Raw genomic sequence first — 12,423 nt, forward strand, 5'->3', positions numbered from 1 at the left:
CCTCCCCCCCTCTCTCATTTAGAAGAGGCATCGGGAGATTACTGTCTTGCTTTGCCTCGTTCAGAATTATGAGTGCTTGAGGTTTTTTCGCGCGAGCTGATGAATAGCTTGTTCTGCAGGGAAGCTCGGGCTTCTTTGGAAATTGGCCTCAAATCGATGACGCGCTCGTACTACCTAGTTAAGCAGCTGTAACACCAGTTTGGTTAGCCGAATGAGGTTAGATGGATACTCGGTGGGTTGATGGGCGCCAGAAGATCGGCCGTAGTTGCACGCAGGATATCGAGCATGTCTCGATCGTGAAGTTTTTCAGGGTGCCGATTTTGCAATCGGGTACTGTTTCTGGAACACCTGGCTCATAAAGGTGTCGACATCTTCGATAAGGACACGGTCCGTGTAGTCGCAGAAGCGGGTATCTGGGGTTCAATTCGCTATCATGACCTGTTGGGCAATGCCGTTATTGTCTGTGATGATGCCGGACAATTCCGTATCGGTGATCATGCCTTGTGCTAGGTGCATGCGGAGCGGTTGTCGCAAAAGCTGATACCTGCAACCTCTCGGTAGGTGCGCGTAGTGGAAACCATACGCGATCTCATCTGGAGTTTTTATAAAGCGCTGAAAGGGTTCAAACAGAAGCCCGTAATCGGGATGATCGCAGCCTTAGGAAACGGTTTGAGCGCATCTTCTCGATCCGCACCGGCTATGTCGATCTCGACCAGCTGCTAGCCCGCTTGCTGCGCCGCAAGGAAAAACGGCTCAAGGTTCTTGAACGACCCGAAATCCCGTTGCGCACCAATGCGTCCGAGAACGATCTGCGCAGTTGCGTCATCAAACGCAAAATCTCCGGCGGCACCATGAGCCGGGATGGGCGTGTCGCCAGCGATACCATGCTCGGCCTCATGAAGACCTGCAAAAAGCTTGGTCTGTCCTTCTGGCACCACCTCGGCAACCGGCTTGGCATTCCCAATCAACAGCCAACCACCCCGGAACTTGCAAGCTCATCATCGCAAAAGCCTGATCACGCTTACTTGCGACCGCCAGGCTTTGAGAATGGGACCATCTGCCCTGCTTTTGCCGGCACCTCATCCATAATATGATAACCTGTCAGTGTCAGTAACGACGGCGAAACGTTCCACTGTTTGTCATCATCCGTGCGTACCGTCACCGTCTTGCAATTGCAGCGGATAACAAAACCCCGACCCATGGCTCCGTCCGGCCCTTCAAACGTCACGCCGCCACCGATCTTGATATCCTGTAAGGCAGCAGTTGTCTTCTGCTAATGCTAAAACTGCAGGCGTTCCACGATCCGCCGGTTCAACGCCGTCAGCATTGATTCATCCAGACTATCAATATCGATCTCAGTCATTCGCGCCTCCTCATTATGCCAATGGAAGCGGTCTGCTGTCATCGATCAGATTAGGATAAATTCCCATCAGGCGTACAATTGTCCGGTAAAATGGAACAGCCACCAAATCTGCCCCGCTTACCCGGTTTACCTATTTTTGAGCAGTCAAGATCATCCCGCTAAAGCTTTGGAAATATGAATAAAAATTTATCAAACAAAAGTCAATTCGAGCTTAAGTTTCGCTCGAGCGATTGTTTGCGTTTCATTTTTTAGGGAAGATTTTCGGTTCGAATCCGTCGCGTGCAGCTGCGATATTGAATAGAAGGTACCATACCTGATTGACACCGAAAAATCTAGAGCTGTGCTCGCTCGAGGCACTGCAAAGTGCGTTTTCGTAGCTCATAAACTGGGGCATGATGATCCCTTCGAATGGACGGCGTGAGAGAATTCTCATGGCTCTTTCAGGAACGGTGTTCAGTGCGGAACTTACGCTTTTGGGGAGGTGAGCTGCTTACCGGCCAATTATCACTCAAAGTTCGATCTCCAATATGAATCTCTGCGTTAGTTAAACGTCGTCGTTCGATACCCAAAATGAGGTAATATTCATCCCTTAACCGTCGATTAGCTTAGGCCACCTTGTATATTAGGCATGTTCCTCTGACGGTACGCATAATCTACCCCAGTAATAAACAGAACGAAGTTCGCGATCCGCAGTTTTCCTGTTTCAGGCTAGTTGCGGTCTCAAACCTCAAATTTGAGTGATTGGCTGTCTTTCGTTTCGCGGACTGGTTTTTTGGGGGAAGTGTGTTGATAGCGTATTTCGTCAGGTGGGATGGAACACGAGCGGCTCCCAATAGGGGCGAACGAGAACTGTTTGTTGGGGCCGCCGCTACACCCCAGAAGATCGGTCCGGCATCGGCCATACACCGCGACATAATCAAGGTAGTATCGTCGGTTGTCGCTAGTCTCGTCATCATTGCGCCGGCACAAGCTCAGACCACGTGCACAGCATCGCCATGTACGGGCTCTACCATAATTGACGCCAACTCCGCTGACTATTTTCCCGACATATCAGGTCCCACGTGGTTATTTCATGACACGAGCTTGCTCAACGCGACGGCAACCAACGCAATCAGCGGCGGCACGCAGGCTTTCTATGATTCGAGCGCGCTGAATGTCACTGCGATGAATGGCGTTAGCGGTGGTTCTCAGTACTTTAACGGCAGCAGCAGCCTCAATGCTTCGGAGATATTTTCAATCAGTGGAGGCGGACAGAGCTTCTACGATGCCAGCGCTCTGAATGCATCGGCATCCAATGCCGTTAGTAATGGCTTTCAGTATTTCAATGCCAGTAGCAGGCTGGACGTTATAGCAGCAGGAGCTCTCAGCGGGGGCCAGCAGGTTTTTTACGATACCAGCACATTGAACGCATCGGCAGCGGATGCCATCGTTGGCGGCTCGCAGTTTTTCAATGGTAGCAGTCGCCTGAATGCGACCGCATCAAGCGCAGTCAACGGCGGAACGCAGAGTTTTTACGTTAACAGCGTCATGGCGTTGACAGCTGCCAATGCGCTGAGTGGTGGTGAGCAATATTTTAATGGCAACAGTGCATTGAATGTTAGCGTTGGTGGTGCGGTGGGTGGCGGCGCGCAATATTTCTACAATCTCAGCGCCTTGAATGCGTCGGCGGCCAATGCTGTCAATGGTGGCGCTCGGGATTTTCACGATAGCAGCGTTTTCAACGTTTCCGCCACCAGCGGTCTGAGTGGTGGCGCTCAGACCTTTTATGGCAATAGCACGCTTAATGTTCTCGCCACTAACGCAGTGACGTCAGGTGTTGGCGTGAATTTCGACAATCTGCCGGGTGGCGTTGGGGGAACCATCAAACTCAATGGGTTTAGTACAACCGTCGGAGCTATCAACAGTATTGGCCCAGGCGCTGGTCTCATTGAAAATGGCGCGGCGACAAGCAGCGTCTTGACCATTGACGGGTCGTCTGTAGGCCCTTCGCTATTCTCCGGCGTGATCCAGGATGGCGGTAGCGGTCGGTTGGCTCTGGAGCTCAATAGCGGTACGCTAACGTTGAGCGGGCCAAACAGTTTCACCGGCGGCACCACGATAACTGGCGGTGTGTTGCAAGTGTCGAGCGATGTTAATCTCGGCGATCCATCAGGCGGTCTGATACTCAATGACGGGACATTGGCAACGACAGCAAGTTTTCAAACCGCCCGATCAATTACGTTGGCGCAGGCAGGGATATTCGATGTTGCGGATAATACCGACCTTATATTGAACGGCGCGCTCTCGGGGCCGGGTGATCTTGTGAAGACGGGTACTGGTGTTCTGCAACTTACAAACACTGGCAATCGCTATAGCGACACGATCGTTGGGTCAGGTCGTCTCGTGGGCAATTCGGAGACCATCAAAGGCAATATTGCAAATGCTGGTATCGTCGTTTTCGCGCAGGCGGCGGATGGCAATTTTGCCGGCGACATAGCGGGCGCAGGCGGGGTTGCCGGAACGATGATCAAGGAAGGATCTGGCAGTCTTATGTTGAGTGGCACGTCAGGTCTCAATTGGATCGTACAGCATGGCAATCTGACTTCCAGCGCGGAACGTTTTTCCGGAGATGTTTCGATTGCAGCCCCTGCCGCTGTTACATTTGATCAGGTGACCAGCGCGCAGTTTACCGGCCTGTTGACGGGGGAGGGGACTTTCATCAAAGCGGGTTTGGGAACGCTCGCTTACAACGGCAAAAGCCCCGCATTTACAGGAACGACAGCCGTATCCGCAGGTGGCTTGATCGTCGGGTCGGATGATAGCCACAGCAATGCGGTTTTGGGCGGCTCCTTTATCATTGCAGACGGTGGCTTGATTGGCGGTCATGGTACCATCGGTTCCGGCAGTGGTTCGATGGTCGACGTTCTGACTGGCGCAACGCTTTCGTCGGGGAATTCGATTGGCACATTGACAATCAATGGTGACCTGACACTCGAACGTGGATCGACTTACGCCGTTGATATCGCGGACGCTGGTTTGAGCGATCTGACGCGGGTTTCCGGTAAAACCACGATTTCGGGCGGAAATATCGACGTGACCGCTCTCGATCCCGCGACCAGCTATCAGAACGGTCAAACCTATACGATCCTCACATCGGATGGTGGAATAAACGGGGCTTTTCAGGATACAGTCTCGAAGTCTGCCTTTATTACTGCGAACGAGACCTATGATCTCAACAGCGTGCATTTGACAATTGCTGTCAAAAATGTCGGCCAGACAGGTGGGGGAGGTGTTGGCCCAATTTCGGGCCCACCGCCGCCAGCGCTCTTCGAAACTGTTTCCGAAACGAGGAACCAGACGGCGACAGCAAAGGCGCTGGATACGCTTCAGCAGTCCGGGCCGCCTCTCGAACTTTACAACAGGTTGCTGATGCTCAGCGCGGTTGAGGCAAGGGGTGCCTTTAACCTTCTGTCCGGTGAAGCCTATGCTTCAACGAAAGCAGCGCTTATCGAAGGAGGTGCCGTCATTCGCGACGCCATGAACAATCGCTTGCGCTCAACCGAGAGCTTCGTGCTGCCATCGTCTGCAACTCTTCTTTCCTATGGTCCTGAGAATGACCAAATTGCCGACACACCCGGTGCCTTCGCGGCCACGACATCCACGTCTCGCGAGCAAAATTATAATGCCTGGATTCAGGGCTATGGTAACTGGGCTTCAATCGACGGCAGTGGAAACACAGCGCGGCTCGACTACAATACCGGTGGCTTCGTTGTGGGAGTAGACGGTACAGTCTTCGACAATTGGCGTCTTGGATTGCTGGCGGGCTATAGCCGGACAACATTCGATGTGGATGGGCGCGCATCTTCCGGGCAAAGCGACAATTATACATTGGGCGCCTATGCCGGTTCGTCCTGGAAACTGAACAATGGCAATGCTATCGCCTTCCGCACCGGGCTTGCCTATACGTGGCATGAAATCGAGCTTGATCGATCCGTCACTTTTCCGGGCTTTTCCGATAGTCTAAACAGCGACTATCATGCCAGCACGTTTCAGGCTTTTGGCGAACTTGCCTATCAATGGGGCAGGGAAGATGCTCCATTGGAAGCGTTTGCCAATCTCGCTTATGTCCATCACCATACAGATGGCTTCAATGAAACGGGAAGAACGGCGGTGCGGCTCAACTTCGACAGCGATACGATGGACACGGCTTTCACAACCATCGGCTTGCGGGCTTCACGCCATTTCCTGCTGGGAAATATATCGGCCAATGCGTACGGGTCTATTGGCTGGCGCCATGCTTATGGCGATATCGAAACAAGCTCGACGAATAGTTTCATAGGTTCATCCGCATTCACGGTTTACGGAGCGCCTATCGCGAAGGATGCAGCGCTCATCGAGGCTGGTCTGAACTTCGATCTTTCTCGAAGCGCCACGCTCGGCGTCAATTATACTGGCCAGATTGGTTCTCACGCCTATCAGCAGGGCGTAAATGCCGTGCTCAGGGTGAGGTTTTGACCGGGGCGGAAATCGCGGCGGCAATGGCTTTGCGCAGTTCATCGACATCGATGGGCTTATGCAGCATGAGTGCCCCGCTGGCATTGACCTCCCTCAATCGCGCGGGAGAGGTATCTCCGGTGACGATAATTGCTGGCAGAGGTCGCCCGACCACCGAACGCAGAGTTTGAATGGCGTCGAGCCCTGTAACGCCACCGCCCAGCCGATAGTCGGCAATGATCAAATCGACCGGCGCGTCGCCACTCTCAAGGGCCGCCGCGTAGGATGCCTGAGCCTCTTCGGCTGAGCGCCCCGGATAAATCCGGTGTCCATCAAGCTGAAGCAGTTGCTCCATGGCGTCGATAACATCTTTCTCGTCATCAATGACGATGATACCAGGAGATGTTTCCGCCTCGAGCGGTACATGCATGCGCGGGATTTCAAGGCCCTTGTCGCGGGTTCTGGGAACCGTGAGCGAGAACATCGAGCCTTTGCCGGGATTGGACACAAGTTTCAACGGATGCCCAAGAAGCATGGCTGTGCGCCGGACGATGGCGAGCCCCAGTCCCAGTCCTTGCGACCGGTCGCGCGCCGGATTCTGCAGCTGGACAAACTCTTCGAAAATCTTTGCTTGTTGATCGGCTGGAATACCGGGGCCCGTATCGAAGACCTGAATTTCGACTGCATCGCCGCGTCTGCGGCAGCCAAGGAGGATGCGCCCCGCCTTCGTATATCGAAAGGCATTGGTCAGAAGATTGTTCAGAATGCGTTTGAGCATCATCGGATCGCTATCGACATAAAGATCGCTTTCGACGACATGCCATTGAAGTCCGCGTTGCTCTGCGTCAAGTGCGAATTCGTCATGCAGATCGTGGAGTAATACCGACAAAGCCACGGGTTCGTTCACCACCGTTACGATACCAGCGTCGAGCCGCGAAATATCGAGCAGCTCGTTCAAAAGCCCGCTCAGATCGTGGACGACCGATTTTGCCTTTGCGGCCAGGTCGCGCGCATCGCTGGATGCAACATTGCCCCGCTGTCCGAGAATGCCAAGCGTGGATATGAGCAGGCTCAATGCATGGATTGGTTGGCGAAGATCATGGCTTGCCGCGGCCAGAAAACGTGTCTTGGCACGGTCTGCGTGCTGTGCACGGTCTGTTTCTTCTTGCAAATGCGCAACGAGGTTTTCGTTTTCCAGCCGCAGCCGAATGGTCTCATGCAGCATGCGGTAGGTGATCCGGCAATAATAGAGATTGATGGCGACCAGTGCTGCCAGCAAAAAAAGAAAGGCACCGGAAATTTCACTTTCGGTCAGGATGCAACGCACGGCGATCGGAATGACGGTCGCGATGATCGAGCCGACGAGCGCTGGCGGAAACGCCGAAAGCGAGGGGACAGTGCCGCAGACAAGACCGGTCAGGACGATGACGGTAAAAGACAGCACGATTGGCGCTTCCGGTAGAAATCCGGCCCAGCCCAGCCCGCCCCACAGAAGCCCGGATATCCAGGAAAAGCTCGCGGCAAGCCAGGCCCAGCGCTGAATGGATTGCGAGTCCCTCTGGCGGCTAAAGAATTGGCGCGATGCGAAGACACGGATGGTGGTCAGCAAATAAAGCGCGCCGAGCCATCCGACGAGCCAGCTCGCGGGCACGGCATTCTTCAGAACATAGATTGCACCGAGAGAAATGACGACATTCGAGATAATGACGCCATAGGAATTTCGGTACAAAAGTTCCGTGAGAGCCTGACGTATCCGATCTTCCTGCATCCGGCCTCCCAATATGTTGCATTGTCGTTCACTGCCCAGTGTTATACTTAAATGATTGATCGATCAGTAACTTGCCGCCAATAAGTTGTGATTTGAACGATTTGCGCCAATTGGCGCCAAAGCAAGGTGAATGACAGCCGGATGACCCGTCCCCTTACCGCCATTCTTGCCGATGACCACGCGATCGTGCGTCAGGGGCTGAAGCTCCTGATTTCTGTGATGGACGACATATCCGTCGTCGCAGAAGCGAGCGATGGAACGACCGTTATGGAGCAAGTGCGCAGTGCCGGGGCCGATCTGCTCATTCTCGATCTCGGTATGCCGGGGGTGGCCGGGATTCAATTCATCTCGGAAATAAAGACGGTTGCGCCTAAGCTGCAGATATTGATTCTGACCGCGAATGTTGAACCCAGAACAATTCGCGCTGCAATGGAAGCCGGGGCCAGCGCCTATCTGACCAAGGATGGTGATCCGGAAGAAATCGGTGCAGCCATCGACGCCGTCAGAAATGGCAAGACCTATCTGGCGCAGTCCATCCGTTTTGCGATCACGGGGTCAATGGGCAGCAGCAGCTCTAGGCCCGCGCCAGATATAGTGTCGCCGATCCCGCTGACGCGCCGTGAACGTCAAATTCTGGCGCTGGTTGCGCAGGGGCTGACCGCGCGGGATGTGGCAACGCGACTGGGGATCAGTCCGCTCACCGCACGCAAGCATCGCGAAAACCTGATGCGCAAGCTTAACCTCCACAGCTCCGCCGAGCTGACGGCTTACGCGGTTCGTCTGGGATTGCCGACCGCATAAAAAGGGCCAGCATCACCGGAAAATATGTTGAAGCTCGTTAGCTTCCCAGTGCTGCAGCAATCCCTACGATCACTGGTCCCATAAGGGGTAGGAGCACATTGGAGATCGCATAGGTGACCGTGTATCCGATGACAGGTGTCGAGTTCCCGGCTTGGGACACGAGGGCGCTGATCGTTGGCGTACTGCAATGCTGACCGGCGATTGCGCCAAGAAGGATTGGCGTCTCGATTTTCATCAGTTTCGCGCCAACAAAAAGCGACACGAGAGCAGGCACAAAGGAAACCACCAGGCCGAGGATGGGGAGAATAAGCCCATATTGAAGGACGAGTTCGATAGCCTCGGGTCCGGCGCTCAGTCCTATGGCAGCGATGAATGTTGCGAGCCCGAAATCTTTTGCGAACTCTGCGGCAGGAACCGGAAACCCGCCGCGCGCCGGATTTCGCATGTTGAGCCAACCGAAGACAAGGCCAGCGATCAAGGCGCCGCCGCCTGACCCTAACGTCAGCTCCCAGCCGCGTATATTGAGAGAGAAGTTGCCCAGCAAAAGACCGGCGACAATGCCAAGACCGAGAAAGACAAAATCCGTGCTGCCTACTTTGGGTAAAGGCTTGCCCAATGCTTCTATGGCGCGCGTGACCGGTTCTTCCTGCCCATAAAGTGTCAGGACATCTCCTTCATGGAGAACCGTACCGGGCAATGCGGGAATTTTCTCCCCTAACCGCCGTATATTCGATATGAATACGCCCCGCCGCAATTCTGGTGAAGCCGAGTGGCGCAATTGACGAATCTGGCGTCCAAAAGCTTCAGATCGAATGAGGACGACTTCACGGGTAACGAGTGCCAGACTGGTGCCGTCTGGCACGGGAACCTCGTCTCCGAATGAGTCCTGAATGGCGATAACCGCGTTGCGGCGTCCATGCACAATGACAACGTCATCCGGCTTCAAAAGGAACGTAGGGTCTGTTTGAATAATTTTCTTATGCCGACGTACACGTTCAATCGTGACCGTCCAGTTCCAGCTTTTCTCCAATTCCCCGACTGTCTGCCCACCGAGCGAACCGGCTCTGAAAGCACGGGCGACGAACATAGGCAGTCCCTCGACCTGATCGTCATCATTGTCTTCCGAACCAAGTTTTCTGGCGAGCGCCTGCGCTTCGGTTTTGAGGTCGACCTTCAGAAACATCGGTGCAAGCTGGGTGGTAAACACCACGATCGCCAAAAGGCCGAACAGATAGGTGAGGCTATAGGCTGTGGCGACATTGGCCTGTAACTGTTCAATCTGCTCCGGCGCGAGGGGCAGGCGGGAAATTGTTTGCGACGCTGTTCCGATGACCGCAGATTCCGTCGCGGAGCCGGCGAAAAGTCCGGTGGCGGTTCCTATATCCAGCTTGAACAGAACAATCGCCATCGAAACCAGAAATGTGACGCACATAACTTCGATGAGCGAAAAAATTCCATAACGCCACCCACCGCGAATATTGGCAAAGAACTGAGGCCCTGCCGTAAAACCGAGCGCGTAAATGAAAAGAGTGAAGGCGCTGTCCTTCAAGTCCGGTGAAATGCGAACGCCGAGTTGTCCGATCACCAGCGCTGCCAGCAAAGTGCCGCAAACTCCGCCCAATCGAACCGGGCCTATGCGCAACCGGCCAAGGAGATAACCTATTGCAAGGGAAACAAAAAGCGCCACCACGGGGTCAGTGAGAAAATACAATGCGGACCCCCAAGCTTACAAGTTTATATTCTATTATTGACGCTTGGCTAATATAATAATTCAGTTTTCCTATCTGTCCAGATTCCGAAAAGAATTTTATAACAATTTTATAACTTTTTACTTGGAAATGGCCGTTCTGCGTTTACTGACGCTGGTGTTCGGCGTTCACGACAAACGGGCTCGGGCACGGAAAGCTTTCTTGAGAGAGAACGCATACCGATTTGGAGAAATCATTTATTCGTTGGCTGTTGAATTGATAATCACTCGAATTTAGTTTCATAGTGCGTTAATAGAAGTTCGATTACTATTTATTTGAGTAATATTACCTTTATTTAAATTAGATAGATGAAAGATAAGAGTAGAATTTATAGTGCACTATGATGTTCAAGCGGCTGATCAACAACAGGTTTCGGGATAGATTATGGAAAAGCGACCGCTTACCCTGACGATCAATGGTACGACGGTCGGACCCGTGGATGTTCCACTCGGGATGCCGATGATTGACTTTCTACATGAATATCTTGATCTGACGGGGACGCATTTTGGCTGCGGCCAGGGTATCTGCCATGCCTGTACGGTTATCGAGGTTAAGCCCGATGGCACTAATGCCGAAAGCCGCACATGCATCTATGATGCGCATTTTTTTGCCGGCAAATCCATCCTCACCATCGAGGGCCATGCGCGGCGTGACAGCGACGGTCATATCCTTAGCCTGACGCCCGTACAGCAGGCATTCATTGATCACTTTTCCTTTCAGTGCGGCTATTGCACACCGGGCTTCGTAGCGGGTGCCACGGTGTTTATCGAACAGCTGAAACGGCACCCGGTGAAGCGCGCTGATCTGGAATCGGCGATCGGGGATGCGCTCGATTTGCATATTTGCCGCTGTACCGGCTACGTCCGTTATTATGAGGCGATCCGCGATGTCGCTCTCGCGACACCCGGCTGCGTCATCGGTTAATGGGGCGGAGCGGGGGCATGAAACATAAGCGTCTTTACTACATTGCTTTGGCCGTCACGCTCATTGTCATCGCGGGCGGACTGTCGGTTCTGCTGGGGCTGTTCCGGACTTCATCCGTCAGTCCAGAGGTGAAAAAGCCCCTTTCAGCCGAACAGATGCATGCGCTTGTTCCACGGGGGCAGGAACTGGCGCGTGCTGCCGATTGTTTCGGTTGCCATTCCCTGCCCGAAGGTCCGATGGCAGCGGGAGGCGTCGCTATCGCCACCCCGTTTGGTACCCTGCATTCGACCAACATCACGCCCGATCCGACATATGGCATTGGAAAATATAGCCGGGCGGATTTTCATCGGCTGATGAAATATGGCATCGCGCCGGGTCATCGCATTATCCGGCGATGCCCTATCTTTTCACGCAGGTGACGACGCCAGATGATATCGATGCGCTCTATGCCTATCTGAGGACGATACCGCCTATGGCTGTCGCGAATAAACCCAATAGCGCTATTTTTCGGCTTCCGGTCCGTCCTTTTGTGAATTTCTGGGCGCTTCTCAATTTCCCGAAACGTGAAGCGCCGCATAACGACGAGCGCTCTGCTGACTGGAACCGGGGGGCCTATCTGGTTGAAGGGCTGGCCCATTGCGGTGGATGTCACACGCCGCTCAATATTATGATGGCGCCTGACTTTGCGCGCAATCTGCAAGGGGGCATCTTGGAGGGCATGGTTGCGCCCGACATTACGCAGCCCAGTCTGGCGCGACAGGGCTTTGATCTCCGCGCCTTAAGCCAGTATCTGAAGACGGGGATTGCTCCACAGGGAACGTCATTCGCTGACATGAATACGGTGACGCATTTTTCCACCAATATCATGTCCGATGACGATATTCGCGCGATTGCCACCTATCTGCTGACGGATGATGACGGCAATATTCCGCCGCCAAAACCCGCGCCCGAAGCCTTGCCGCAGGCCGTTACGCTGCCGCTGGATGCCGACATGGACAAGGGACGTATGTCCTATATTTCGGCCTGTTCGGGCTGCCACGGTTTGAACGGCGAAGGCACCCCGAATGTCGCGCCCGCCATGAAAGGCAACGGTATTGTGGCGCTGGATAAACCGAACGCGCTGATCAGCGCCATTTTGAACGGCATCGCCACCCAGGCATTCACGAACCAGCAACGCATGTACGCCATGCCGGCTTTTGCCGACACGATGGAGGAGAACGAGATTGCAGCGCTGGTCAGCTGGATGCGGGCGCAATGGGGCGGGCGGGGCGGTCGTCCTGTTACTGCCGGGCAGGTCAAAGCGTTCCAGCGCTCTGTTCGGTAATTTGGGAACTGATTTGACCGCG

8 protein-coding genes and 1 pseudogene are annotated in these 12,423 nt (G+C 54.0%); 6 read left to right on the forward strand and 3 right to left on the reverse strand.

The features are described from left to right. Window positions 1–686 precede the first annotated feature (686 nt). Complete coding sequence (locus tag JAU75_RS24140; protein WP_371836224.1) at window positions 687–1,094, forward strand: transposase; 408 nt, start codon at window positions 687–689, stop codon at window positions 1,092–1,094. On the opposite strand, the pseudogene JAU75_RS24305 reads toward JAU75_RS24140, so the two are convergent. Continuing rightward, window positions 1,022–1,363: pseudogene (locus tag JAU75_RS24305) on the reverse strand (hypothetical protein). The gene JAU75_RS24140 and the pseudogene JAU75_RS24305 sit on opposite strands and share 73 nt — an antisense overlap. A gap of 1,083 nt (window positions 1,364–2,446) precedes the next feature. Here JAU75_RS24305 and JAU75_RS21265 point away from each other — a divergent pair. After that, window positions 2,447–5,857, forward strand: a complete 3,411-nt coding sequence (locus tag JAU75_RS21265; RefSeq protein ID WP_199058498.1) for an autotransporter domain-containing protein — start codon at window positions 2,447–2,449, stop codon at window positions 5,855–5,857. Here the strand turns inward: JAU75_RS21265 and JAU75_RS21270 are convergent. Next, window positions 5,841–7,604: a hybrid sensor histidine kinase/response regulator gene (locus tag JAU75_RS21270; RefSeq protein ID WP_199058499.1), complete on the reverse strand. Its 1,764-nt coding sequence runs from the start codon at window positions 7,602–7,604 to the stop codon at window positions 5,841–5,843. The two genes, JAU75_RS21265 and JAU75_RS21270, sit on opposite strands and share 17 nt — an antisense overlap. Window positions 7,605–7,745: 141 nt before the next feature. Between JAU75_RS21270 and JAU75_RS21275 the strand changes: the two genes are divergently transcribed. Continuing rightward, window positions 7,746–8,405 (forward strand): response regulator transcription factor, encoded by a 660-nt coding sequence (locus JAU75_RS21275; RefSeq protein ID WP_199058500.1) that lies wholly within the window; start codon window positions 7,746–7,748, stop codon window positions 8,403–8,405. A gap of 37 nt (window positions 8,406–8,442) precedes the next feature. Here the strand turns inward: JAU75_RS21275 and aspT are convergent, their stop codons facing one another. Next, the gene (aspT, locus tag JAU75_RS21280) at window positions 8,443–10,116 is read right to left on the reverse strand and encodes an aspartate-alanine antiporter (protein WP_199058501.1); all 1,674 of its coding nucleotides are present in this window, start codon (window positions 10,114–10,116) and stop codon (window positions 8,443–8,445) included. 421 nt (window positions 10,117–10,537) lie between these two features. Between aspT and JAU75_RS21285 the strand changes: the two genes are divergently transcribed. Genes JAU75_RS21285 through JAU75_RS21295 form a run of 3 tightly spaced genes read left to right on the forward strand, consistent with a single transcriptional unit; the run spans window position 10,538 to window position 12,401 of the window. Then, window positions 10,538–11,077: a (2Fe-2S)-binding protein gene (locus JAU75_RS21285; RefSeq protein WP_199058502.1), complete on the forward strand. Its 540-nt coding sequence runs from the start codon at window positions 10,538–10,540 to the stop codon at window positions 11,075–11,077. 17 nt (window positions 11,078–11,094) lie between these two features. After that, window positions 11,095–11,496: a hypothetical protein gene (locus tag JAU75_RS21290; protein ID WP_199058503.1), complete on the forward strand. Its 402-nt coding sequence runs from the start codon at window positions 11,095–11,097 to the stop codon at window positions 11,494–11,496. Continuing rightward, window positions 11,472–12,401 carry a cytochrome c gene (locus JAU75_RS21295; protein WP_199058504.1) on the forward strand — a complete coding sequence of 310 codons (930 nt, stop codon included), beginning with the start codon at window positions 11,472–11,474 and terminating at the stop codon, window positions 12,399–12,401. Before JAU75_RS21290 ends, JAU75_RS21295 begins: the two co-directional genes overlap by 25 nt. Window positions 12,402–12,423: the final 22 nt, after the last annotated feature.

This window comes from Ochrobactrum sp. Q0168, assembly GCF_016427605.1.
Lineage (GTDB): Bacteria > Pseudomonadota > Alphaproteobacteria > Rhizobiales > Rhizobiaceae > Brucella.